This is a genomic window from Pseudomonas segetis, from assembly GCF_900188155.1.
Taxonomy (GTDB): domain Bacteria; phylum Pseudomonadota; class Gammaproteobacteria; order Pseudomonadales; family Pseudomonadaceae; genus Aquipseudomonas; species Aquipseudomonas segetis.
In genome coordinates this window covers 751681-775627 of record NZ_FZOG01000002.1, presented here as the reverse complement: position 1 = coordinate 775627, position 23947 = coordinate 751681, and the positions used below count along the sequence as shown (strand labels likewise).

Below are 23947 nucleotides of genomic sequence, written 5' to 3'. Positions count from 1 at the left end.
CTATGCCTTTATCCAGTCAAGATGCAAAGCTCTGGCGCGATGTCAGTGTTTTTGATGGCTTGCAGACGCTGCCTGAACCCATGGCTGTATTAATCAGGGGCGGGGTGATTGCAGGGCTGTGGCCTGAGTCAGTTTTTGCGCTGCAGGACGCCCAGGGGGCTCAAGAAGTTGGGCGGGGCGGGGTGATGACCCCTGGCCTGGTCGATTGCCATACCCACCTAGTTTTCGCCGGTAACCGCGCCGCAGAGTTTGAGCTGCGTCTAGAGGGCGCCAGCTACGCCGAGATCGCCCGTGCTGGCGGCGGTATTATCAGTTCGGTGCGCGCCGTGCGTGACGCCAGCGAAGAGGCGCTGCTGGAGCAGACACTGCCGCGATTGCAGGCGCTGATTGATGATGGTGTTACCAGCGTCGAAATCAAGTCGGGGTACGGTCTGACTACCGCCGATGAGCTGAAAATGCTGCACGTCGCTCGGCGCCTGGCCGAACAACTTCCGGTTCATGTCACCACAACATTGCTCGGCGCCCATGCCTTGCCACCCGAGTTTGCTGACGACAGCGATGGCTATATAAGCCTGGTCTGTGAGCAGATGATCCCGGCTGCCGCCCGTGAAGGCCTGGCCGATGCGGTGGATGTGTTTTGTGAAAACATCGCCTTCAGCCCTGCGCAAACCGAGCGCGTCTTCATGGCTGCCCAAGCCCATGGCCTGGCGATAAAAGTACATGCCGAACAACTCTCCAACCAGGGCGCCAGCGCCTTGGCCGCTCGCTACGGGGCGCTCTCTGCAGATCATATCGAGTTTCTCGATGAGGCCGGTGTTAAAGCCATGGCGCAAGCCGGCACTGTTGCCACATTGCTGCCGGGGGCGTTCCACACCTTGCGTGAAACCCAATTACCGCCGATTCAGTTACTGCGCGATCACGGTGTGCCAATGGCCCTGGCCAGCGATGCGAATCCGGGTACCTCGCCTATTTGTTTCCCCACCTTGATGCTCAACCTGGCGTGCACGCTATTTCGCATGACGCCGCGTGAAGCCCTGGCCGGGGCGACTGCCCATGCGGCCACCGCGATTGGGCGCAAGGACCTTGGCCGTATCGCGGTCGGAGCGCCCGCCAACCTGTGTGTCTGGGATGTGCAGCAGCCTGCCGAACTGGCTTATGCGGTCCAGCCCGGGCGTATGCGCCAGCGTGTTTTTGCAGGAGTGCTGACCCATGACCGTTGATCGTCATTCTATGCAGCTCTGGGTTGGACGTACCGATCCTGAAACAGACAGCCCACGCTGGCATCAGCGCATTCAACCACTGGCGCCCGATGTGCAGCCTGGTGTTGCCTTGATCGGTTTTGCCAGTGATGAAGGTGTGCGCCGCAATCATGGTCGCGTCGGCGCTGCCGCTGGCCCTGAAGCTATTCGCAAGGCGTTGGCGAATCTGGCCTGGCATCGCAATGGCCCGGCATTCGATGCCGGGGATGTGGTTTGCGCCGATGACAATCTTGAAGCGGCGCAAGCGCGCCTCGGGGCCAATGTCGCGGCGTTGCTCGACGCCGGACACTTGCCGATCGTCATGGGCGGTGGTCATGAAGTTGCTTTTGGTAGCTGGCAAGGTATTGCCGGGCACCTGGCCGGTGTGGCGGCACCACGTATTGGCATCATTAATTTCGATGCCCATTTCGACCTGCGTGATCCTGCCTTTGTGCGTTCATCGGGCACGCCATTCGCGCAAATCGCCGAGCAATGTGCGCAGCGCAATTGGCCATTTCGCTATGCCTGCCTGGGCGTGAGTCGGGCCAGCAATACCCGCGCCTTGTTCCAGCGGGCCGAGGCCCTGGATGTGCTGGTGCGCGAGGACCGCCAAATCCGCGCCGACAGCCTCGATGAGATTGCAGCAGATGTGCAGGGCTTTATTGATGACTGCGATGCCATCTACCTGACCATTGATATCGATGTGCTGCCGGCTTGCGAAGCCCCTGGTGTGAGCGCTCCGGCAGCGCGTGGCGTGTCGTTGGCGTTGCTCGAGCCCTTGCTGGAATTGATCCGCGACAGCGGCAAGTTGCGCCTGGCGGACCTGGCCGAGCTGAACCCAAGTCATGACATCGACAGCCGCACCGCTCGGGTGGCGGCGCGCTTAATCCACCTGCTGTCACTGACGGGCTGAGGCGCAGGCCCCAACACCGTTTTTTCTCCAACAAAAACAACAGTGAGGAAATACCCGATGAATGTTTTCGCTAACCCGGACGAAGCTGCTTTGCAGCCTGCTTCAGGTGCGTTGTCATGAGTGAGCAACTGTCGTTGACAACTGGCGTCTCCAGGTCACGAGCCTTGGCGCGCCTGCTGGGGTACAGCCTGATCGGCCTGCTGATCTTTTTTGTTCCATTCACCATCGGTGGACGTTCGACCATTCTTCTCGACCATGCTGCCAGCGCCTTGCAAGCCCATGCCCGGCCACTGGTCATCGTCATCGCATTGCTGTTTATGCTCTACGGCGCGCTACAGCCCTGGCTCAGTGGTAGCTGGCGCAAAGACCTGACGACTACGGTATTCAGTGTGCTCAAGGTGTTTGGTCTGTTGGTCGGTGTTGCCTATCTGCTGGAGCTTGGCCCGCAAGCCTTGTATGCGCCGGGCATGCTGCCATTTCTGTTCGAAAAACTGGTGTTGAGCCTCGCCCTGATCGTTCCGCTGGGCGCGCTGGCGCTGGTGTTCCTCATCGGTTTTGGCCTGCTCGAACTGATCGGCGTTTTGATGCAGCCGGTCATGCGTCCAATCTGGCGTACGCCGGGCAAGTCAGCCATTGATGCGGTGGCCTCGTTTGTGGGCAGCTATTCGGTGGGTTTGCTGATTACCGACCGCATGTATCAACAGGGTCATTACAGCCTGCGCGAAGCGGCGATCATCGCCACGGGGTTTTCCACAGTGTCGGCGCCATTTATGGTCATTATCGCCAAGACGCTCGGCCTGATGGACAGCTGGAACCTGTATTTCTGGAGCGCGATGCTGGTCACCTTCAGCGTGACGGCGGTTAGCGCGCGTATTTACCCTCTGTCGAAATTGCCCGACGAAAGTGCTCCTGAGCCAGAACTCAAGGCCGGTCAAAGCCGTATTGCCAGCGCCTGGAACGCAGGCCTGACCCAAGCCAGCCAGGCGCCTGCCCTGTGGCTGTCGCTGCGTGAAACCTTTGTCGATGGCCTGCGCATGACGGCAGCCATCTTGCCGAGCATCCTGGCTGTGGGCCTGCTCGGTTTGCTGGCCGCCAAGTACACCCCCGTTTTCGATGCCCTGGGCGTGCTTTTCTATCCGCTGACCTGGCTGCTTGGCGTGAGTGATCCAATGCAGGTGGCCGGAGCCATCGCGTCGGGGCTGGCCGAGATGTTTCTCCCCGCAATATTGCTTAAGGATGCCGAGGTGATGGTCAAGTTTGTCGTTGCCATCGTCTCGGTCAGCAGCGTGCTGTTTCTTTCCGCATCCATTCCCTGCGTGCTTGCCACGCGGATTCCCCTGCGTTTGCGCGACCTGTTGCTGGTCTGGCTGCAGCGCACTGTTTTAAGCCTGGTATTCAGCATAGCGCTGGCCTACCTGGTGCACTCACTCAACCTTATTTAAGCCTTGACGCTACTTCAAAGGAGCCTGTTATGAGCCTCTTCCGTGACACTGAAATCCGCGCTGCACGCGGTAGCAAACTGACCGCCAAAAGCTGGCTGACCGAAGCGCCATTGCGTATGCTGATGAATAACCTCGATCCTGAAGTAGCCGAGAATCCCAATGAGCTGGTGGTCTATGGTGGCATTGGCCGTGCAGCCCGTAACTGGGAATGCTACGACAAGATCGTCGAGGTGCTGACCCGCCTTGAGGACAACCAGACGTTGCTGATCCAGTCGGGCAAGCCGGTCGGTGTATTTGAAACCCATGCCGATGCACCGCGTGTACTGCTCGCCAACTCCAACCTGGTACCACATTGGGCGACCTGGAAGCACTTCAATGAACTCGATGCCAAGGGCCTGGCCATGTATGGCCAGATGACTGCTGGCAGCTGGATCTACATCGGCTCGCAAGGCATCGTTCAGGGCACATACGAAACCTTCGTCGAAGCTGGTCGCCAGCACTACGACGGCAACCTCAGCGGGCGCTGGGTACTCACCGCCGGCTTGGGCGGCATGGGTGGCGCCCAGCCGTTGGCGGCAACGCTGGCGGGGGCTTGCTCGCTGAACATCGAATGCCAGCAGAGCCGCATCGATTTCCGCTTGAAGACCCGCTATGTCGATGAGCAGGCATCGGATCTCGATGATGCACTGGCGCGCATCCACAAATACACCGCTGAAGGCAAGGCCATCTCCATTGCGCTGTGTGGCAATGCGGCTGAAATTCTGCCGGAACTGGTGCGCCGTGGTGTGCGTCCGGACATGGTCACCGACCAGACCAGTGCCCACGATCCACTCAACGGCTACCTGCCAAAGGGCTGGACCTGGGAAGAATACCGCGACCGTGCCCAGACCGATGCCGATGCGGTGGTCAAGGCCGCCAAGCAGTCGATGGCCGAGCATGTAAGTGCCATGCTGGCATTCCAGAAAATGGGGATTCCAACCTTCGACTACGGCAACAACATTCGCCAGATGGCGCTGGAAGAGGGCGTCGAAAACGCGTTCGACTTCCCGGGTTTCGTGCCGGCCTATATTCGTCCGTTGTTCTGCCAGGGCATCGGCCCGTTCCGTTGGGTCGCGCTCTCCGGTGATCCGGAAGACATCTACAAGACCGATGCCAAGGTCAAAGAGCTGATCCCGGACGACAAGCACCTGCACAACTGGCTGGACATGGCCCGCGAACGCATCAGCTTCCAGGGCTTGCCTGCCCGGATTTGCTGGGTCGGCTTGAAGGACCGAGCACGCCTGGCCCAGGCCTTCAATGATATGGTGGCAAGCGGTGAACTCAAGGCGCCTGTGGTAATTGGTCGGGACCACCTCGATTCAGGTTCGGTTGCCAGCCCTAACCGTGAAACCGAAAGCATGCTTGATGGCTCCGATGCTGTCTCTGACTGGCCGCTGCTCAACGCCCTGTTGAACACGGCCGGTGGCGCGACCTGGGTCTCGTTGCACCACGGCGGTGGTGTCGGCATGGGGTATTCGCAGCACTCAGGCGTGGTGATCGTGGCCGATGGCACGCCAGAAGCCCGTGCGCGACTGGGCCGGGTCTTGCGCAACGATCCAGGCACAGGGGTGATGCGTCATGCCGATGCCGGCTACGAGATCGCCGCTGATTGTGCGCGTGAGCAAGGGCTGGATTTGCCTATGCTCGGCGACCGCTAGGCGTTAGGGCCCAGCCGCTTGTGACAGCGGCTGGGCAATGGATGCAACATCCCATAAGGCAGACAACAATGAACTCCAAGAGTCAAAAAAGCCTGAACCGTAGTGTATTTATCCCAACATTCCTGGTGGTCCTGGTCGCCGTAACCATCGGTTTGTTGAACAATGAAATGTTGGTCCGAGTGGCCAAGGACGTCTTCTACTTTTCACTTTCCGACTTCGCCTGGCTGTACCAGTTGTTAGCGATTTCGGTGCTGGGCCTCGTGGCCTATATCTTCTTCTCCAAGGCCGGGGATATCCGTCTTGGCGGTGCCAATGCAAAGCCGACATTTTCAATGGCATCGAACTTTGCGATGGCCTTGACGGGCGGGATCGCAACCGGCGTGGTGACCTATTCGGTCAATGAGCCAATCATTTATCTGGGCAATATCTACGGCGAAACTGCCAATCAGTCCTTTGCTCCAGGCAGTGCAGAGGCTGCGATTTTTGCCCTGGCGCGCTGTTTCCATAACTGGAGTTTCATTCCCTATGCAATGTATTCGATTGTCGGCTTGATGATCGCCTACATGCATTACAACCGGAAAAAGGAATTTTCGATCTCCGCCACGCTGTCGCCTGTGATTGGCGCGCATAACCAGCGGCCAGTGGTTAAATCACTGATCGATATTGTTTCGGTGCTGGCTATCGCACTGGGCTTGGCATCGTCGCTGGGTGCGGGGCTGGCTCTGATCAGTTCCGGTATCGAGGCGCAGTACGGCATTCAATCAAGCCCCGTCACCTGGCTGATCCTGTCGCTGTTGATCACGGCTGTATTTGTCACCTCGGCGCTGTCCGGACTCAAGCGTGGCATCCAGTTCCTGTCGTCAATCAATGCCTATATCTTCTATGCCTTCGTTGTCATCCTGCTGATCGTCGGGCCACTGAGCTACATCTTCAATTTGTCGGTGACCTCCATTGGCTACTGGCTGGATAACTTCTTCCTCTGGTCGTTTGACACCAAGGAATCTGGAGGTGAGGCGCTGGTGACCTGGTGGACCATGTACGACTGGTCGATCTGGATTGCCTATGCGCCGCTGATGGGCTTGTTCCTGGCGCGTATTTCCTATGGTCGCACGCTGCGCCAGTTCCTGATTATCAACTGGATTCTGCCTTCGGTGTTCGGCATGGTCTGGTTTGCGATCTGGGGCGCCTCAGCCATCAAGTGGCAGCTTGATGGCAGCCTCGATTTGATCAAGGTAATTACCGATCATGGCGCCGTGGCGGGCCTTTGGGGCTTCTTGCAGCACTTGCCCATGTCGGCCCTATTGGTGCCGCTGGCAATCTTCACCTTGATTATCTCCTTCGCCACGGCGGCGGATTCCATGACCTCGACCATTGCCTCGATCTGCACCAAGAACATTCGTGCGGACGAGGAGTCGCCAAAGTCACAGAAGATTATCTGGGGGCTTTCGATCAGTGCGATTGCCTTCATCATGGTTGCATTCGGTGGTGGCGCGCAGGGGGTCGATGGCATCAAGTACCTCGCCGCTGCTGGGGGCTTCACCGTATTGTTCCTGTTTATCCTTATCGCGGCGTCGGCAGCTCGGGTGTTTGTGTTCAAAAAAGAAACACTGGACAGCCAAGAGCGTGTCAGTCGCGAGCAGTTAGGGGTGGTAAATGAACAACCCATTGCCTGATGTATTGCTGAGCGAAGCGCCGGTTACCTGGTCTGATGTCGTCAACGTGGCGCGCCATGGCGCGCGCATGGAGCTGTCGGCTTATCGCTGGATGCGGGTTAATGAAGCCCGTGAGGCGGTGATGGCGATTGCACATTCAAGCAAGCCGCACTACGGCATCAACACTGGCCTCGGTGCCTTGTGCGATGTGGTGTTTGCCCCCAGCGAGCTGAGCAAGCTTTCGCGACACACCCTGATGAGCCATGCCTGCGGTGTGAGTTCACCGCTGCGCAGCGAGCAGGTGCGGGCCATCATGTGCTGCGCGGTGGTTAACTACAGCCACGGTTATTCCGGGGTGAGCGCCGATGTGGTCAACGGTCTGCTGAACTTGCTTAACCAAGGCATCACGCCGGTGGTGCCCGGGCAGGGCTCGGTCGGTTACCTGTCGCACATGGCGCATATTGGCCTGGCGCTACTGGGTATTGGCGATGTCGAGTTTGCCGGGCAGATTGTGACCGCCAGCCAGGCCTTGGCCAGTATCGACATGCAGCCTGTTGAGCTAGGTCCCAAGGACGGCTTGTGCCTGGTCAACGGCACGCCGGCGATGACCGGTCTGGCCTGCTTGACCCTGGCGGATGCTTATCACCTGGCGAGCTGCGCCGATGTGGTCGCGGCGATGAGTTTCGAGGCCTTGGGCTGCCAGTTGGATGCGATCAGTTTTGCAGCCATCCAGCGGAAAACCCATGCGGGCATGCAGCAGACCATGGCCAATCTGCATCAGTTGCTAGCGGGCAGTGAAGTGGTCGCCAAGAGCCAGGGCGCGCATCTGCAGGACGCCTTGAGCTTGCGTGCCATCCCGCAAGTGCATGGAGCTTGTCGGGATCAGCTGCAGCACGCGGCGCGCCAGGTCAGTGACGAGCTGAACTCGGCCACCGACAACCCATTGGTGGTCAAGGAAGGCGCTGAATATCGGATCATTTCCCAGGCCAACCCCCACGGCGAGTCGGTGGCCATGGCGTGCGACCTGTTGACCATCGCGGTGTGCGAGTGGAGCAGTATCTCCGAGCGCCGGGCTTACCGTCTGGTCACGCCGCAGGCCAATAAGCTGCCGCCGTTTTTGACCAAGGGTGGTGGGGTGAAATCCGGGATGATGATCGCGCAATACAGCGCAGCTTCCCTGGTGGCGGATAACAAGCGCCTGGCATTGCCAGCAGTGACCGACAACTTCCTGACTTCCGGGCTGCAAGAAGACCATCTGAGCCTGGGTGAAAGTGCCGCATTGAAGCTGGACAAAGCCATAGAAAATGCGTTTTACGTCCTGGCGATCGAGTATCTGCTGGCAGCCCAGGCGTTCGACTTCATTGAGGTCCGGCCATTCGGCCAGGGCACAGGTTGTGCCTGGGGCTTGTTGCGCGAACTGGTGGCCAGCTATGAAGAAGAGCATCCCTTGTATCAGGATATTCGTCACACCTATGAAGTGCTGCGCGATGTGAACACGCTGTTCGCCCTGCGTCAGGCGCTGCCGAATTTCGATCTCTGAGTGGATACCATTATGTCCGTTTTGACCTTGATACCGGGCCAGTTGAATCTTGCCCAGTTGCGCAATTTTTACCAGCATCCACAACAGGTAGTGCTCGATGCGAGTGCTGACCAGGGGATTGAAAACAGTGTTGCCTGCGTGCAGGGCATTCTTAGCCAGGGCCGCACGGCCTACGGGATCAACACCGGTTTTGGTTTGTTGGCGCAGACCCGTATTGCGACTGAAGATTTGGAAAACCTGCAGCGCTCGCTGGTGCTTTCCCACGCCGCCGGTATTGGTGAACCGCTGGATGACGCCATGGTGCGCCTGATCATGCTGCTCAAGGTCAACAGCCTGTCGCGTGGTTTCTCGGGTATCCGGCGCAAGGTTATCGATGCCTTGCTGGCGTTGATCAATGCCGAGGTATATCCGCATATCCCGCTCAAGGGGTCGGTGGGCGCATCCGGTGACTTGGCGCCATTGGCGCATATGTCCCTGGTATTGCTGGGTGAAAGCCAGGCCCGTTATCGCAGTGAATGGATGCCTGCAAAAGAAGCATTGGCAGTCGCTGGGCTGGAGCCTCTGACGCTGGCTGCCAAAGAGGGCTTGGCGCTGCTCAATGGCACGCAGGTTTCCACCGCTTACGCACTGCGCGGCCTGTTTGAGGCCGAGGACTTGTTTGCGGCCGCGTCGGTCTGTGGCGCCTTGAGTGTTGAAGCCATGCTCGGTTCGCGGGCGCCCTTTGATGCTCGGATTCATCAGGCCCGCGGCCAGCGTGGGCAGATTGATGCGGCGGCGGTATATCGCTATTTGCTGGAATCAAGCAGTGAGGTTGGCCGCTCCCACGAAGCCTGCGACAAAGTGCAGGACCCCTACTCGCTGCGTTGCCAGCCTCAGGTCATGGGCGCTTGCCTGACGCAGTTGCGCCAGGCAGCTGAAGTGCTTGAGGTCGAGGCCAACGCGGTGTCGGATAATCCCTTGGTGTTCGCCGCCGAAGGCGATGTCATCTCGGGTGGTAATTTCCATGCCGAGCCAGTGGCCATGGCGGCGGATAACCTGGCGTTGGCCATTGCTGAAATCGGTGCGTTGAGTGAGCGCCGCATCTCGCTGATGATGGACAAGCATATGTCGCAGTTGCCGCCATTCCTGGTGGCCAATGGCGGCGTCAATTCAGGTTTCATGATCGCCCAGGTGACGGCTGCGGCGCTCGCCAGCGAGAACAAGGCATTGGCCCATCCGCACAGTGTCGACAGCTTGCCAACCTCGGCCAACCAGGAAGACCATGTTTCCATGGCGCCCGCTGCCGGTAAGCGCCTGTGGGAAATGGCGACCAATACCCGTGGGGTATTGGCGGTTGAGTGGCTGGGGGCCTGCCAGGGCCTGGATTTCCGCGCCGGGCTGACAAGTTCCGCACGCCTGGAACAGGCGCGCAAGGTGTTGCGCGATGCTGTGCCTTATTATGTTGAGGATCGCTTTTTCGCACCCGATATCGCCGCCGCCGATGAACTGCTCAAGCAACGCGTGCTGTCGGGCCTGATGCCTGCCAGGCTATTGCCATCGCAACCTGTGGAGGCGTAGCAGGCGAGTGGTCGCGACAGTTGTAACGGGCTGTGCATGTGGCTCGTCCTAATCTGTCGCGGCCTGTATTATTAGGACGACGCCCCCACACAAAGGAATCTACGTGGCCAGCAAGACCCCACGTTATCGTGTTATCGAGGAGCACCTGCTGGAGCGCATCAGCAGCGGGGCATATCCGGTTCATCACCAAATTCCTCCCGAGGAACAATTGGCCCGCGATTTTGGCGTAAGCCGAATGACGGCGAACAAGGCTATTCGCGATTTGGTGCAAAAGGGTTATCTGATCCGCCAGGCCGGGCTTGGCACCTTTGTTACCGACCGCAAGGCTGAGTCGTCGCTGCATGAGGTGCTCAATATCGCCACCGAGGTCATCAGTCGTGGCCATGCCTACAGCAATGATGTGATCCGCTGTGAGGCCATCGAGGCAGATGATGAAGTGGCGCTGCGCCTGGGTGTGCGTCTCGGCACCGAGGTGTTCCATACCATTTTGGTCCATCGTGAAAGTGGCGTGCCTATCCAGCTCGAAGATCGTTTCGTCAATCCGCGCTGGGTGCCTGATTACCTGCAAACCGACTTTTCGCAAAAAACACCCAATGAGGTGCTGGTCGCCAACTGCCCGATTTCGGATGTCGAGCATGTTGTCGAAGCCTTGTTGGTCGACAGCCAAACTGCCCAGTGGCTGGATATCGACACTGCCGCGCCGTGCCTGAGCATGGTTCGTCGCACCTGGTCGGATGAGCACTTGGTCAGTTACGCCCGGTTGATACATCCCGGTGACCGTTACAAGCTGCGCTCGCGTTCCAGCCGGCGTGGTTGAGCCGGGCTCGACTCGATAGCCGACAGTAAAATGCCGGGCCACAGTTGGCCCGGCATTTTTGCAATTGTCACAGGCGTCTATTTCACCCTGGTTGCCGGGAAGGCTTGGCTACCCAGGACGCTGCCATCAAGCTCCTTGCCGTAATAGCCGTTGTCATCTGCGTGAAACGTCTTGGCCGTAGTGGCTACATCCTTGGTGAAGCGCGGGTCCTGCGGGCGTTCGCGACTGTTCATGTAGGCGGCTACATCCCAGGCTTGTTGAGGGGTGAGCTGTACGGCCTTGCCCAATGGCATGTTCTCGAAAATGAAGGTCGCTGCAGTATTGACCCGGTGCATGCCGGCGCCCCAGTTATAGGACTGCGCTCCCCAAAGGGCCGGAATGACCGGCACATCCGCCATTACCCTGCCTTGGCCTTCGCTGCCGTGACACAAGGCGCAGTGTTGCTCATAGACCTTGGCGCCCCGCGCAGGCGAGGGGGCTTGCGCAGGCTTGTCGAGTGCAGCGAAGGCGCGCCCCGGCATATGACCGCGAGCGTCGAGCTTGACCTTGTCGGTCAAGGGACCGGGCAGTTTGAATGAAGCCACATTACCGCCTTCTTGCAGGGCTTTGTCGCTCATCTCTGGCACAGGCTGGTCCTGCATGCCGAATGCATCCAGCAAACCGCCCATCAGCAGCCAGTACGAATAGGCCGATATTGCGACCAGCTCTGGCGAGTCGATTGCCGGGGCCTTGCCGTTCATGGAAAAGTTGAAACAACCCTGGACGCGTTCGGCAAAGTTGCTGATCCTATTGTTTTTCTTACGAAACTCAGGGTACGCGAGATACGCGGCCCACATTGGCGCTGCATAGGCCTTGCTGCCTGCGTCGAGATGGCAATTGGTGCAATTGAGTTGATTGCCCACATATTGGCCGCTCAGTTGCTGGCTGTTGACGAACAGTTGGTAGCCCTTGCGGATCTTGTCGCCAAAGGCGCCTTTAGGAATCTCACTCAGCTCACGGGGCTTGAAATAATCCAGGTTTGCCGCTTTGGGTTGCGCCGGGATTTCATCTTGCATGTCGGCCATCGGCACCTCGGCGCGAGCGAATCCGCTAGCAGCCAGTAACAGGAACAGCCACGCTTTGTTGATAGGCATAGGTCGCTCCTCTATTGGATGGCTGACAGGTAATCGGCCAAAGCCTGGATTTCACTGTCTTTGAGTTTGCTGGCGATGTGGCCCATGGTGTTGTCCGGGTCGCCGCTGCGTTGTTTTTTTTGCCAGGCGACTAGCTGGTCTTTCAAATAGCTGCTCTGTTGTCCCGCCAGGCGCGGAAAGGGGCCACCGCCAACGGCTGATGGGCCATGGCAGCTGTAGCAAGCAGGCAGTGAACGGTGCGGGTCACCTTGGTAATAGAGCTTTTCAGCACCTGACTGAACCAGGGTGTCACCGCGTTTTTGCAACTCAGGCGCAGTACCTTGCTCGGCGTAGTAGGCCAGTGCTTGTTGGCGAACATTGAGGTCGACCAGACTCTCAGCCATTAATGTCATGACCACGTTTTTTCGCTCGCCAGAAATGAAATGCTCGATCTGTGCGTTCATATATAGGCTGGTAAGCCCGGCGAGCTTGGGACCTTGTGATGTGCCTTGCCCTTGCGCGCCATGGCAGACAACACAGCTTTGCGCGGCCTCGGGCACTTCAACTGCACTGGCGTGGTTTACCAGAAACAGTGTCAGCAGCGAGCTGATAGCTAAGTGTTTGTTCATACGATCCTTCGAGTGAGCATGAATATGCCTTAATCATAGGCGCCTTCGTCAGCCCCGCCACTGTTTCATCGGTTGGTACTCGCAGGCAGGGCATGATCCCCGAGCCCTTGATCTGGAGCAGTAAGGCGACCAGCAATAGCCCAGATAATGTTTGTGCTACTCGCAGTGCAAGGTGCGAGAACCTGCATAAATAACAGTCAGGCTCTGGTGTGAACGAGCTCCGGCCTTCTCACGCACAGGCCATGAGCAGCTATATTTTCAACCGCATGCCCGGTTGATGCCCGACCCGTTTAAGGAGCAACCATGAAACCGATCCCGGCGTTAATCGCCTTGACCATTGCTCTGTCGATTTGGTTTGTTATTCCTGTCCCTCAAGGCGTAACGCCCGAGGCCTGGCATTTATTGGCGATCTTTATCGGCACTATCGCCGGTATCATCGGCAAGGCAATGCCCATAGGCGCGCTGGCGATGATTGGCATCATGCTGGTGGCGATTACCGGGGTGACCAGTGATAAGCCCAGTGTTGCGATCAAGGATGCCTTGAGCGGGTTTTCCAATTCGCTGATCTGGTTGATCGGTATTGCCATCATGATTTCGCGGGGGCTGATCAAGACAGGCCTGGGCAACCGTATTGCGTATTACTTTATTTCGATATTCGGCAAGCGCACTTTGGGTATCGGCTACGCGCTGGCGCTTTCAGAGTTGACCCTGGCGCCAATCACACCGAGCAATACGGCCAGGGGCGGGGCGATCATGCACCCGATCATGCGCGCCATCGCCAGCAGCTTTGGTTCCTCGGCGGAGCAGGGCACGGAAAAGAAAGTCGGCGAGTACCTGGCGCTGGTCAACTACAACGCCAATCCTATCACCTCGGCGATGTTTATTACCGCCACGGCCCCCAATCCCCTGATTGTCAGCTTGATCGCCAAGGGGACCGGCAGCCACATCGAGATATCCTGGGCCATGTGGGCATTGGCGGCCCTGCTGCCGGGGCTTGTGGCGATTGTACTGATGCCGCTGATTCTCTATGTCTGCTTCCCGCCAACGCTAAAGCAAACCCCGAATGCCACGCTGTTTGCCAAGCAAAAGCTGGAGGAACTGGGTGGTTTTAAAGGGCCGGAGAAGATCATGCTGGCTGTATTCGCCCTGCTGTTGTTGCTTTGGGCAGGGGTTCCCGCCATGGTCTTTGGCGAGGCCTGGAAGTTCGATGCCACCACTGTTGCGCTTTTAGGGCTTTCGATACTGCTGGTAACGGGTGTCTTGACCTGGGAAGACATTCTTAAAGAAAAGACCGCCTGGGACACCATTACCTGGTTTGCTGCCTTGGTCATGATGGCCAGCTTCCTTGGCAAGCTAGGCTTGATTGGCTGGTTTTCAGGGGTGATCCAGCAGCAGATTGGATCATTCGGACTGGGCTGGGTTGGAGTGATCGCCTTGCTGGTGCTGGTGTACTTCTATTCACACTATTTCTTTGCCAGCACCACGGCGCATATCACCGCGATGTACGCAGCTTTTCTGGCAGCGGGTATTGCCTTGGGCGCGCCACCATTACTCTTGGCCCTGATCCTGGCGTTTTCCTCATCCTTGATGATGTCACTGACCCATTATGCGACCGGAACCGCGCCTATTGTCTTTGGTTCAGGCTATGTGAGCCTTGGGCGCTGGTGGATTGCCGGGCTGGTCATGAGTATCGCCAACCTGGCTGTTTGGGGTGGAGTCGGTGCGTTCTGGTGGAAGGTTCTGGGCTATTGGTAAGTGACAGGCTGGACGGGTTGTTTCAGCCGATGCGTTGGGAGATGTGATTGTGAACCCAGCGATGGTGGGCAAGCTTCGCCTTGCCGCACCCTGAGTATGGACACAACCGCGCGGGTGGATGAGGTGCTTTATCCACCCGCGAGTAGCTCTCAATAGTTGTACCACTTGAGTTCCAGCATCAAGGTGTTTTCTGGCGTGCTCTGGTGGCTGAAGTCACGGGCGGCGCTGAAACGCACACCAAGGTCGCGTGAGATCTCCCATTGCTGGGTCAGGTTGATGCTGCGACGTACCTCGCCGTTATAGAAATAGTCGGCCTTGCCTTCCAGGAGCAGGTTGCCCAGAGGGTTGCGCCATAACAGCCCGCTATTGAACCCGGCTGCTGGGGCGACAAAGGCGGCAAAGTCACGGTTGTTTTCAATACGTGCAGTGGCCAGCGCAAAGCCGATGGTGTTGCCAGCCAGTTGCCATGTGCCGCCACCGCCGCCAGTCAAATAGGTCGCCAGGGATTCGTCGTCATCCTTGCCCGAGACGCGTTCCGCTCCACCTGAAACCTGCCATGACCAGGGTTGCAGCAGTTCATTGCGTGGTGTCAGCGAGCGAATCTTGGCCAGGTCGAGTTGCTGCAACTGCCAGTGGTTGTTTTCATATTGGCGCAGTTTGAGCTGGGCGATCTCAATCTGGGCGCCTATGGGGAAGCCGTAGAGGTTGTCGTTGAGGTCGTGATAAGCCATGCGCAAGCCATATTCGGCAAAGGCCTTATCACCACGGCTACCGGCACCCAGTTGCCATGTGCGTGACTCGTGCCCCTCTTCTGGCAAGTCGGGGCGCTCAAGGTCGAGCAACGGCGGCGGGTTCTGATTAATGGCCTTGAGTAGATTGAAGCTGCGCGCAGCAGTTGTTGCGTCACGTTCGCCACTGGTGGACTGATAGCGCAGCAAGCGGAATGCACCGTCTTGAATCAATGCCCGGCGCTTTTCGGGTAGTTGCCCAAATGCCGGGTCATCCAGTGCGGACTGATCGGCCGCCAGGCGCAGCACCCATTGTTGCTCGTCATCTGTGAGCTCAACGGCGCGGCCGAGCAGTTCGCGCTCACGGGATGGGCGGTAGTCAATGCGTTCGATCAGCCCGGCATCCTTGACTGCACGCACTGTGTCGGTCGGAATGGCTGTAATCGGGAAGTCGTCCGTCAGCTCGATGCCGGGCCGTGCGATTTCAAGTAATTCAAGCAGGCGATACGAGCAGTTTTCATCGAAAAAGAAGTAGTCGAACTCGATATCCTTGAGCTCCCAGACATGCTCCATCATGCGCCGGGTTTCCTGCGGGGTCAGGTTAAGCCGGTACTCCCACAGGTCGCGATTTTCCAGGCTGCGATATTCCGCCAGTTTTTCCCGGTAGGGCACCACTGCAAAAAAGCCGGGGTAGCCGCCCATCAGACCCTTCCAGGCGTAGAGCATGCTGTTGTCCATGCCCTCGATAAAGGCCCCGAAGTTGAGCGCGTAGCTGAGCAGGGCCGTGTTGTTGCTGTCCACGTCAGCCTGGTCGATGCGCAGCAATGTGTGGCCAAACATCGAGGACGGGCTGTTCAGATAGGCCGCCGGGAACACCAGTACGGTGCTGTTGGGCGAGACTTCAGTCATCCACTCGCTGTATTTCTGGCACTGCGGTTTCGGCAGGTCGGTCAGCGAAAGCTGCTCGTTCAGCCAGCGGGTGCGCGCCGGATATTTGCACTGGGCATGCTGGTCGGCGAGTGTGGCGGGTGCATACAGCGCTTTGACGGTGGCGCTCAGCTCAGCCGCAGGATCGCTGTCGCCATTGCTGGCGATAAAGAAGTCGTCGTCATCGATATAACTGCGCCAGCCGCCAAGCTTGCCGGTTTCATAATGGCCCAGGGATATCCAGAAGGGTTGCATAGCCAGTGCTTGCAGCTGAGCTTCAGGGATATTCGGGGCGGCGTGTAGCGCTGCGCAGCAAGACGCCGCCAAGACTGCCAAAATCCGTTTCAATGTTTAGATTCTTATACGAAAAGTCAGACAGGAGCTTTGGCGATGCTGGCCGCTGGTGTCAAGGTTCTGAATCAAGATCTCAGCTATCCATCTAAATTAGTGGCTTGGAAGGTGCAGGTTTCCCAATAAAGACACACACTGTATGCAGATGATCAGCGAGGAAGCAGCCATGACTGACTTCGATCCCTCTGCGTTACTCGATGCCTTGCACCACGAGTACAACGTGCGGGCGACGGCTATTCGGGCAAGTCTGTCCGGCAGTCACTCGCCGGACTTTACCGAACAGGCCGCGCAGCGCCAGAACGATGAGGTGCTCGAGGCCCTGCTGGCAGATGCAGAAGAGGGCCTGCATGCGGTCGGCCTGGCCAAGCTTCGCCTGGCTGAAGGAACCTATGGTCAGTGCATGAAGTGCGCCGCACCCATTGAGCTGGCTCGACTGCAAGTGTTGCCGACAGCTGTTTATTGCCTGGCATGCGCCGAGCAAAGCGCAATCAGCGACTGAGCCCGAAGGCAAATAGGCCCAGATCGGAATTAGTCGGCATTGATCCGCTGCTTTAGCTTGTGATCAGCGTCCGAAGCGGCGATTATTTCTATCGTATGTGCCCTCCGTACAAGGATCTCCAATGCCTGATTCTGTTGCTACCCAATTGCGGCTAGCGCCTGATGCTCTAACCCGTCCCTTTGCTCCCGAGCAGTTCAACTTTACGACCACAGATGACTTGGAGCCATTTCGCGGTATTTTGGGCCAGGAACGTGCAGTAGAAGCCCTGCAGTTCGGCGTGGCGATGCCCCGTCCCGGTTATAACGTTTTTGTCATGGGTGAGCCCGGAACCGGCCGCTTCTCGTTTGTGCAGCGTTACCTCAAGGCCGAAGGTAAACGCATGGACACGCCTGCCGACCATGTCTATGTCAATCATTTTGACGAGCCGCGCGAGCCCCGCGTGCTTGAACTAAGCGCGGGTTCCGCTGGCGAGTTCATTGCCGATATCAACCTGCTGATCGACAACCTGCTGGCGACATTCCCGGCAGTGTTCGAGCACCCCTCGTATCAGCAGAAGAAGAGCGCCATCGACCGCGCCTTCAATAAGCGCTATGACCAGGCGCTTGATGTGATCGAGCGCCTGTCATTGGAAAAAGGCATCGCGCTTTATCGCGACAGCAGCAACATTGCCTTCACCCCCATGCTGGAAGGCAAGGCATTGGATGAGGCCGAGTTTGCGCAACTGCCCGAAGCGGATCGCGAGCGCTTTCATCTCGATATTGCAATGCTTGAGGAGCGCCTGAACGAAGAGCTGGCCAGTTTGCCGCAGTGGAAACGTGAGTCGAGCAACCAGTTACGTCAGCTGAACGAAGAAACCATCACTGTTGCCCTGCAGCCGCTGTTATCGCCTCTGTCGGAGAAGTACGCCGAGAACGCAGAAATTTGCGCCTATCTCCAGGCAGTGCAGGTCAATCTGCTGAAAACCGTAGTTGAACAGCTGGTTGATGTTGAGAAGGTTGACGCCCAAACCCGCAAATTGCTTGAGGAGCAATACTGCCCAAGCCTGGTGGTTGGCCATCACGTCGACGGCGGTGCTCCGGTTGTTTTCGAGCCGCATCCGACCTACGACAACCTGTTCGGCCGTATTGAATACAATAATGACCAAGGCGCGTTGTACACCAGTTATCGCCAGCTACGTCCAGGGGCGCTGCACCGCGCCAATGGCGGCTTCCTGATTCTAGAAGCCGAGAAAATGCTCGGTGAGCCCTTTGTCTGGGACGCACTCAAGCGCGCCTTGCAATCGCGGCAACTGAAGATGGAGTCGCCGCTGGGGGATCTCGGCCGGATTGCGACCGTCAGCCTCAATCCCCAGGTTATACCGCTGCAGATCAAGGTCATCATCATCGGCGCGCGCCAACTGTATTACGCATTGCAGGACCATGATCCAGACTTCCAGGAAATGTTTCGCGTGCTGGTCGATTTCGACGAGGACATTCCCTTGGCCGATGAAAGCCTGGAGCAGTTTGCCCAGTTGATGAAAACCCGCACCTCAGAAGAAGGCATGGCGCCCTTGACTGCGGCGGCAGTAGCGCGCCTGGCCACCTTCAGTGCCCGGCTGGCAGAGCATCAGGGACGCTTGTCGGCGCGTATTGGCGACTTGTTTCAACTGGTCAGCGAGGCTGACTTTATCCGCCAACTGGCCAGTGAAACCGTGACCGATGTCGGCCATATCGAGCGCGCGCTCAAAGCCAAGGCAACCCGCACCGGGCGCGTTTCTGCGCGGATTATCGATGACATGCTGGCCGGGATTATCCTTATCGACACCAGCGGCGCGGCCGTGGGCAAGTGCAACGGCCTGACCGTTTTGCAGGTTGGTGATTCTGCATTCGGCGTGCCTGCGCGAATCTCGGCAACTGTGTATCCGGGCGGCTCCGGCATTGTCGATATTGAGCGTGAAGTTAACCTGGGGCAGCCGATTCACTCCAAGGGCGTGATGATTCTGACCGGGTATCTCGGCAGTCGTTATGCCCAGGAGTTTCCGCTGGAGATCTCCGCGAGCATTGCGCTTGAGCAGTCCTACGGCTATGTCGATGGTGACAGCGCCTCGCTTGGCGAGGTCTGCACGCTGATTTCAGCCTTGTCGCGCACACCGCTAAAACAGTGCTTTGCGATTACCGGCTCGATCAACCAGTTTGGCGAAGTGCAAGCCGTTGGTGGTGTGAACGAGAAAATCGAAGGCTTCTTCCGCCTTTGCGAGGCGCGTGGGCTGACGGGCGAGCAGGGCGCGATTATCCCGCAGTCCAACGTCACGACCCTGATGCTCGATGATCGTGTGCTGCAAGCGGTTCGTGACGGGCAATTCCACATTTATGCGGTGCGCCATGTCGATGAGGCGCTGAGCCTGCTGGTTGGCGAAGATGTGGGCTCGCCAAACGACAAGGGCCAGTTTTCGACGGGCAGTGTCAACGCACGGGTGGTTGAGCGTCTGCGCGAGATCGCTGAAATCGACATGGGCGAAGAAGACAAGGAGCCTGAAGCTCTAGCCGAAAAGGTCGCCAAGGCGGTGCCAACGCCGTCCGATAAAAAGCCGCCTGCCAAAAAGCCTGTGCCAGCCAAACCTGCTGTATCCAAGACGGAAAAGCCTGAGTAAGGCATTGCCCCTATAGCGTTCGGTACCGGGCAAGTTGCCCGGTATTCGAGCGCGGCGCGGCAGGCTCCTGGCGCGGGTTCATCCACACACTTACCCACAGGCCGGGCGACCGCGCCTGTGGCTTCCCTATCAGTGCTTTTCGGGTGTAGGCTGTAGACCTGATCATGAGAGGGTCGCCGCGATGTCGCGTAGTCTCTGCCTCACACGTCAATGCCTGGGCTTGGTCACGCGTATCGAATGCGTGGTGTTGCCACTGGCCGGCGAAAATGGACTTTGGACGCTGATCTGCGCCGCCGGTATTTCCGGGTCTCAACCTTCTGTAATCAAGGCGCAAGGCCCATTCTACGGGCCTTCTGTGGCAGAGGGGGTCTTGGCGGGAATCGCCGAAAGCCTGGCTGATCAAGGTTATGGCTGTTGTCCTGATCTGCTCATCTGGCGCTTGCATATACAGTCTGAGTTGCGTCAGTTAAATGGCCATCGCTGCCGTAATCTTGGCGACTACCAGTTCCATCCGGAAAACTGATCAAAGGATTGCCAAGGGCTTTTCGGCAAGGCTTGTATCTTCTGCGTTTGCGCGGTTAATCCCGAGCCTCTCCACAGAGTTATCCACAGTTGGCCGAATAAGTCTTCAAGGTGTTTCAGAGGGCTTTTACGGCGCAACCGCGCAGGTATAATCGCGAGCCAATCTATCCCTGGTGAGGCTTCATGGAACGCTTTATTGAAAATGCGATGTACAGCTCGCGTTGGTTGCTCGCACCTATCTATTTTGGCTTGTCGTTGGGGCTGCTGGCCCTGGCGCTCAAGTTCTTCCAGGAAGTCTTGCATATCCTGCCCAACGTGTTTTCGATGGCTGAAGCCGACCTGGTCCTGGTTATTCTTTCGCTGATCGATATGGCGCTGGTTGGCGGGCTGTTGGTCATGGTGATGCTTTCGGGCTACGAGAACTTTGTCTCTCAACTCGATATCGACGCCGGCAAGGAAAAGCTCAGCTGGCTGGGCAAGATGGACTCAGGTTCATTGAAGATGAAGGTCGCGGCGTCGATCGTGGCCATTTCCTCCATTCACTTGCTTAAAGTGTTCATGGACGCGAAGAACATTCCGGACAACAAGTTGATGTGGTACGTGCTGATCCACATGACTTTCGTGCTCTCGGCATTTGCCATGGGTTACCTGGACAAGCTCACCAAGCACGAGAACTGATCCAGTCCTTTACTTGCGTGCCGGTTAGAGCCTGGGCCTGGCTTTGTGCTAGGCTTGCCGGCCTTTTAAACCCGCAGCGGAGCAGTTCATGTCCGAACTTAATCTTTCTACTGACGAAACACGCGTCAGCTACGGCATTGGCCGTCAACTTGGCGGTCAACTGCGTGACAACCCGCCACCGGGCGTGAGCTTGGAAGCGATCCTGGCTGGCCTGACCGATGCTTTTGCCGGCAAAGAAAGCCGCGTTAGCGAAGCTGAGATGAACGCCAGCTTCAAGGTGATCCGTGAAGTCATGCAGGCTGAAGCCCAGGCCAAGGCCGAAGCGGCAGCCGGCGCTGGCATCGCCTTCCTGGCTGAGAACGCGAACCGTGACGGCATCCAGGTTCTGGCCTCCGGCCTGCAGTATGAAGTGCTGGCTACAGGTGACGGCGCAACCCCGACTCGCGAAGACACCATTCGTGCCCACTACCACGGCACCCTGATCGACGGTACTGTTTTCGACAGCTCCTACGATCGCGGCCAGCCTGCTGAATTCCCAGTCGGCGGCGTGATTGCCGGTTGGACTGAAGCACTGCAGTTGATGACTGCAGGCAGCAAATGGCGCCTGTATGTGCCTAGCGAACTGGCTTACGGCGCCCAAGGCGTTGGCAGCATCCCGCCGCACAGCGTTCTGGTGTTTGACGTCGAGTTGCTCGAAGTCCTGTAATTCCAGTCCGTACTGAGTCCGGCAGCGGTTATGCCGGGCTCAGAAACGCTGAGTGCCGTGATTGCTGTGTTCTGGCATAGCGTTCACGCAGTGTGATTGCGCGCTTTTTGCGCAAAGCAAGGGTTTGATCGTCCAGGCGCAATGCCCGGGCGTAGCAGAACAGGAACAGGTTGCGCACCAGTTCTTTCAGCACCAGGGGTTCGCTCGAACTCAGTTCGTGTAGATCCAAATCGCCCATGTCCCGCAACTCATCCAATGCTTCTTCCTCAAGCACTACGCAGACTTCACCTGTGTCACGATTGAGGATGCGCAGATAAGGATGTGGCCGATCAAGCCAGGCATCAATCAAATAAGTCATATCTCATCTCCCTGTAAGTGTTAGATGATAATAATTCTTATTCGCATAATAGCAAGGATCAATTGGTGTTATTCGTCGGGCATCAAAAAGCCCGTCACTTGGACGGGCTTCACGGGGAGCAGGCAATGCCTCAGTTCGTTCGGGCCACGGCAAAGCGGCTTAATTCGACCAGTGCATCGCGGTATTCGTTGGCAGGCAGCACATCCAGGCAGGCGATTGCCCGTTCAGCATAGTCGCGAGCCTGCCTGGCGGTGTAGTCCAGTGCGCCAGCGGCTTCGACTGCGTTGCGAATGCTTTCGAGGTTCTCGATGCCGCCTTTCTGGATCGCTTGGCGCACAAGGGCGGCTTGCTCGGCTGTACCTTCGCGCATGGTGTAGATCAGCGGTAGGGTCGGCTTGCCTTCAGCCAGGTCGTCGCCGACATTCTTGCCCAAAGTGGCCGCGTCGCCGCGATAGTCGAGCAGATCGTCAACCAGTTGGAAGGCAACGCCAAGGTGGTCACCAAAGGTGCGCAGGGCTTCGGTCTGTTCTGCCGTGGCACCGGCCAATGCTGCAGCACTGTGGGTCGAGGCCTCGAAAAGCATGGCGGTTTTGCCGCGAATGACTTCCATGTAGGTCGCTTCAGTAGTACTGGCATCGCGAATCTTTGACAGTTGCAGCACTTCGCCTTCTGCAATCACGCGAGTGGCTTTGGAGAGGATTTTCATGACCGGCATCGAGCCAAGCTCGACCATCATCTCGAAGGAGCGCGAATAGAGGAAGTCACCGACCAGTACGCTGGGGGCATTACCCCACTGGGCATTGGCGGTGCTGCGCCCGCGGCGCATATCGGACATGTCGACCACGTCGTCATGCAGCAAGGTGGCGGTGTGCAGGAACTCGATAGTCGCCGCGAGCAGGCGCAGGTTCTCGTCCTGCAGTCCAAGTGCCTTGCCGCTGAGCAGGACCAATAGAGGACGCAGGCGCTTGCCGCCGGCTGAAATAATGTAGTCGCCGATTTTCTCTACCAGCGGTACACGCGAGACAAGTTGTTGACGGATAATGCCATCAACGGCGGTAAAGTCGTCCGCCACCACGCGGTAGAAAGCCTGGGGTTGCATCAGTTGCAGGTGCTCCTCTAAGGTTGCGCGGCATGCTAGGCGGCAGGCTCAGGGCTGTCAAGGTAATGGCCAGAGTCGCTTGAGCAGATTAAGGTGTTTGGATGACAGCTTAACAAAGGCTGAGCGCAGCTATATTACTGTCATAAAATGCAGCGCTGCATCAATATACTGCACAGCGTCCCATGGCCTCCTGTTGCTTGGTGATTGTGGGGCTTGCGCGGCGTTACCAGCTTGCGTACAATCGCGCACCCTGAACTTCCCCCTGGGCATTTCCCTGCCTTACGCAATTGCAAGGGCGTCTTTTCCGGCCCCGAGCAGCCATGCCAGCCGATAACTATCCCTCTAAAGAGCTGGGTGAGCAGGATTAACGGAGATATACCATGTACGCTGTAATTGTTACTGGTGGCAAGCAATACAAAGTCACCGAAGGCGAATTCCTGAAGATCGAAAAACTCGAAATCGGCACTGGCGAATCCGTCACTTTCGATCGCGTTTTGTTGGTCGGCAACGGTGACGACGTTCAAATCGGTGCACCGGTTGTAGATGGCGCTAAAGTTGTTGCAGAGGTTGTGGCGCAAGGTCGTCACGATAAGATCCGCATCATCAAGTTCCGTCGTCGTAAGCACCACATGAAGCGTCAGGGCCACCGTCAGTGGTTCACTGAGATCAAAATCACCGGTATTTCGGCCTGATTCATTTCAGCCTGATCCCTTTATAGGAGTATTGACTCATGGCACACAAAAAAGCTGGCGGTTCCACCCGCAACGGTCGCGACTCAGAAGCCAAACGCTTAGGCGTTAAGATGTATGGCGGCCAGGCTATCAAAGCAGGCAACATCATCGTGCGTCAGCGCGGCACCCAATTCCACGCTGGTTACGGCGTTGGCATGGGTAAGGATCACACTCTCTTCGCTAAAATCGAAGGCGTGATCAAGTTTGAAGTAAAAGGCGCCTTCGGTCGCCGTTACGTGAGCGTTGTCGCGGCTTAATCGCGGCAAGGTTAAAAGCCCTGTCCTTGCGACGGGGCTTTTTTGTTTTTGTATTCTTGGGGTTCTTGCCAAACTGTCCTGATAAAAGGCTTATGATTAAGCTCTTGTGC

Annotated in this window: 20 protein-coding genes and 1 pseudogene; 16 read left to right on the top strand and 5 right to left on the bottom strand. The window is 57.7% G+C overall.

Annotated features, from left to right (window positions below):
* The first annotated feature begins 2 nt into the window (after positions 1-2).
* From hutI to hutC, 8 genes are all read left to right on the top strand, one after another.
* Positions 3-1220 (top strand): imidazolonepropionase, encoded by a 1218-nt coding sequence (hutI, locus tag CHB79_RS09470; protein WP_089359683.1) that lies wholly within the window; start codon positions 3-5, stop codon positions 1218-1220.
* Positions 1210-2151 carry a formimidoylglutamase gene (hutG, locus tag CHB79_RS09465; RefSeq protein WP_089359682.1) on the top strand — a complete coding sequence of 314 codons (942 nt, stop codon included), beginning with the start codon at positions 1210-1212 and terminating at the stop codon, positions 2149-2151. Before hutI ends, hutG begins: the two co-directional genes overlap by 11 nt.
* A gap of 116 nt (positions 2152-2267) precedes the next feature.
* Positions 2268-3593 (top strand): YjiH family protein, encoded by a 1326-nt coding sequence (locus tag CHB79_RS09460; protein ID WP_089359681.1) that lies wholly within the window; start codon positions 2268-2270, stop codon positions 3591-3593.
* Positions 3594-3622: 29 nt separating this feature from the next.
* Positions 3623-5290, top strand: coding sequence for a urocanate hydratase (gene hutU / locus CHB79_RS09455; protein ID WP_089359680.1), 1668 nt, complete (start codon positions 3623-3625; stop codon positions 5288-5290).
* 68 nt (positions 5291-5358) lie between these two features.
* Positions 5359-6963 (top strand): BCCT family transporter, encoded by a 1605-nt coding sequence (locus tag CHB79_RS09450; RefSeq protein ID WP_089359679.1) that lies wholly within the window; start codon positions 5359-5361, stop codon positions 6961-6963.
* The gene (locus tag CHB79_RS09445) at positions 6944-8482 is read left to right on the top strand and encodes an HAL/PAL/TAL family ammonia-lyase (RefSeq protein WP_089359678.1); all 1539 of its coding nucleotides are present in this window, start codon (positions 6944-6946) and stop codon (positions 8480-8482) included. The genes CHB79_RS09450 and CHB79_RS09445 overlap by 20 nt, the downstream gene beginning before the upstream one ends.
* A 12-nt stretch (positions 8483-8494) precedes the next feature.
* Positions 8495-10039 carry a histidine ammonia-lyase gene (gene hutH / locus CHB79_RS09440; RefSeq protein WP_089359677.1) on the top strand — a complete coding sequence of 515 codons (1545 nt, stop codon included), beginning with the start codon at positions 8495-8497 and terminating at the stop codon, positions 10037-10039.
* 103 nt (positions 10040-10142) lie between these two features.
* Positions 10143-10856, top strand: a complete 714-nt coding sequence (gene hutC, locus CHB79_RS09435) for a histidine utilization transcriptional repressor HutC (RefSeq protein WP_089359676.1) — start codon at positions 10143-10145, stop codon at positions 10854-10856.
* A gap of 77 nt (positions 10857-10933) precedes the next feature.
* On the opposite strand, the gene CHB79_RS09430 is transcribed toward hutC, so the two are convergent.
* Both CHB79_RS09430 and CHB79_RS09425 read right to left on the bottom strand, forming a co-directional pair.
* Positions 10934-11989: a c-type cytochrome gene (locus CHB79_RS09430; protein ID WP_089359675.1), complete on the bottom strand. Its 1056-nt coding sequence runs from the start codon at positions 11987-11989 to the stop codon at positions 10934-10936.
* Between the two features lie 11 nt (positions 11990-12000).
* Complete coding sequence (locus CHB79_RS09425) at positions 12001-12597, bottom strand: c-type cytochrome (RefSeq protein WP_089359674.1); 597 nt, start codon at positions 12595-12597, stop codon at positions 12001-12003.
* Positions 12598-12900: 303 nt separating this feature from the next.
* Between CHB79_RS09425 and CHB79_RS09420 the strand changes: the two genes are divergently transcribed.
* The gene (locus CHB79_RS09420) at positions 12901-14352 is read left to right on the top strand and encodes a DASS family sodium-coupled anion symporter (RefSeq protein ID WP_089359673.1); all 1452 of its coding nucleotides are present in this window, start codon (positions 12901-12903) and stop codon (positions 14350-14352) included.
* 149 nt (positions 14353-14501) lie between these two features.
* On the opposite strand, the gene CHB79_RS09415 is transcribed toward CHB79_RS09420, so the two are convergent.
* The gene (locus CHB79_RS09415; RefSeq protein WP_089359672.1) at positions 14502-16355 is read right to left on the bottom strand and encodes a DUF7840 domain-containing protein; all 1854 of its coding nucleotides are present in this window, start codon (positions 16353-16355) and stop codon (positions 14502-14504) included.
* 169 nt (positions 16356-16524) lie between these two features.
* Between CHB79_RS09415 and CHB79_RS09410 the strand changes: the two genes are divergently transcribed.
* The 5 genes from CHB79_RS09410 to bamJ all read left to right on the top strand — a co-directional run bounded on the left by CHB79_RS09410 (position 16525) and on the right by bamJ (position 21392).
* On the top strand, positions 16525-16857 hold the full coding sequence (locus tag CHB79_RS09410) for a TraR/DksA family transcriptional regulator (RefSeq protein WP_029529661.1): 333 nt from the start codon (positions 16525-16527) through the stop codon (positions 16855-16857).
* 121 nt (positions 16858-16978) lie between these two features.
* The gene (locus CHB79_RS09405; protein WP_089359670.1) at positions 16979-19486 is read left to right on the top strand and encodes a Lon protease family protein; all 2508 of its coding nucleotides are present in this window, start codon (positions 16979-16981) and stop codon (positions 19484-19486) included.
* Between the two features lie 181 nt (positions 19487-19667).
* The gene (locus CHB79_RS09400; protein ID WP_010489651.1) at positions 19668-20009 is read left to right on the top strand and encodes a PA4575 family protein; all 342 of its coding nucleotides are present in this window, start codon (positions 19668-19670) and stop codon (positions 20007-20009) included.
* A 182-nt stretch (positions 20010-20191) separates the two neighbouring features.
* Positions 20192-20686, top strand: a complete 495-nt coding sequence (locus CHB79_RS09395; RefSeq protein ID WP_010489653.1) for a TIGR00645 family protein — start codon at positions 20192-20194, stop codon at positions 20684-20686.
* A gap of 88 nt (positions 20687-20774) precedes the next feature.
* Positions 20775-21392 carry a BamJ family beta-barrel-assembly machinery protein gene (gene bamJ, locus CHB79_RS09390; protein ID WP_089359669.1) on the top strand — a complete coding sequence of 206 codons (618 nt, stop codon included), beginning with the start codon at positions 20775-20777 and terminating at the stop codon, positions 21390-21392.
* Positions 21393-21528: 136 nt separating this feature from the next.
* Here the strand turns inward: bamJ and CHB79_RS09385 are convergent.
* Positions 21529-21750 (bottom strand): annotated as a pseudogene (locus tag CHB79_RS09385) (PA4570 family protein); the annotation flags it as partial.
* A 130-nt stretch (positions 21751-21880) separates the two neighbouring features.
* Positions 21881-22849: a polyprenyl synthetase family protein gene (locus CHB79_RS09380; RefSeq protein ID WP_010489658.1), complete on the bottom strand. Its 969-nt coding sequence runs from the start codon at positions 22847-22849 to the stop codon at positions 21881-21883.
* A 380-nt stretch (positions 22850-23229) separates the two neighbouring features.
* On the opposite strand from CHB79_RS09380, the gene rplU reads away from it, so the two are divergent.
* Both rplU and rpmA read left to right on the top strand, forming a co-directional pair.
* Positions 23230-23541, top strand: a complete 312-nt coding sequence (gene rplU / locus CHB79_RS09375; protein ID WP_010489660.1) for a 50S ribosomal protein L21 — start codon at positions 23230-23232, stop codon at positions 23539-23541.
* Between the two features lie 38 nt (positions 23542-23579).
* Positions 23580-23837, top strand: coding sequence for a 50S ribosomal protein L27 (rpmA, locus tag CHB79_RS09370; RefSeq protein WP_053134655.1), 258 nt, complete (start codon positions 23580-23582; stop codon positions 23835-23837).
* The last annotated feature ends 110 nt before the right edge of the window (positions 23838-23947 follow it).

Coding starts and splice junctions, on each gene's coding strand:
- hutI (WP_089359683.1), top strand. CDS start 3: ATGCCTTTATCCAGTCAAGATGCAAAGCTCTGGCGCGATGTCAGTGTT.
- hutG (WP_089359682.1), top strand. CDS start 1,210: ATGACCGTTGATCGTCATTCTATGCAGCTCTGGGTTGGACGTACCGAT.
- CHB79_RS09460 (WP_089359681.1), top strand. CDS start 2,268: ATGAGTGAGCAACTGTCGTTGACAACTGGCGTCTCCAGGTCACGAGCC.
- hutU (WP_089359680.1), top strand. CDS start 3,623: ATGAGCCTCTTCCGTGACACTGAAATCCGCGCTGCACGCGGTAGCAAA.
- CHB79_RS09450 (WP_089359679.1), top strand. CDS start 5,359: ATGAACTCCAAGAGTCAAAAAAGCCTGAACCGTAGTGTATTTATCCCA.
- CHB79_RS09445 (WP_089359678.1), top strand. CDS start 6,944: ATGAACAACCCATTGCCTGATGTATTGCTGAGCGAAGCGCCGGTTACC.
- hutH (WP_089359677.1), top strand. CDS start 8,495: ATGTCCGTTTTGACCTTGATACCGGGCCAGTTGAATCTTGCCCAGTTG.
- CHB79_RS09430 (WP_089359675.1), bottom strand. CDS start 11,989: ATGCCTATCAACAAAGCGTGGCTGTTCCTGTTACTGGCTGCTAGCGGA.
- CHB79_RS09425 (WP_089359674.1), bottom strand. CDS start 12,597: ATGAACAAACACTTAGCTATCAGCTCGCTGCTGACACTGTTTCTGGTA.
- CHB79_RS09420 (WP_089359673.1), top strand. CDS start 12,901: ATGAAACCGATCCCGGCGTTAATCGCCTTGACCATTGCTCTGTCGATT.
- CHB79_RS09410 (WP_029529661.1), top strand. CDS start 16,525: ATGACTGACTTCGATCCCTCTGCGTTACTCGATGCCTTGCACCACGAG.
- CHB79_RS09405 (WP_089359670.1), top strand. CDS start 16,979: ATGCCTGATTCTGTTGCTACCCAATTGCGGCTAGCGCCTGATGCTCTA.
- CHB79_RS09400 (WP_010489651.1), top strand. CDS start 19,668: ATGTCGCGTAGTCTCTGCCTCACACGTCAATGCCTGGGCTTGGTCACG.
- CHB79_RS09395 (WP_010489653.1), top strand. CDS start 20,192: ATGGAACGCTTTATTGAAAATGCGATGTACAGCTCGCGTTGGTTGCTC.
- bamJ (WP_089359669.1), top strand. CDS start 20,775: ATGTCCGAACTTAATCTTTCTACTGACGAAACACGCGTCAGCTACGGC.
- CHB79_RS09380 (WP_010489658.1), bottom strand. CDS start 22,849: ATGCAACCCCAGGCTTTCTACCGCGTGGTGGCGGACGACTTTACCGCC.
- rplU (WP_010489660.1), top strand. CDS start 23,230: ATGTACGCTGTAATTGTTACTGGTGGCAAGCAATACAAAGTCACCGAA.
- rpmA (WP_053134655.1), top strand. CDS start 23,580: ATGGCACACAAAAAAGCTGGCGGTTCCACCCGCAACGGTCGCGACTCA.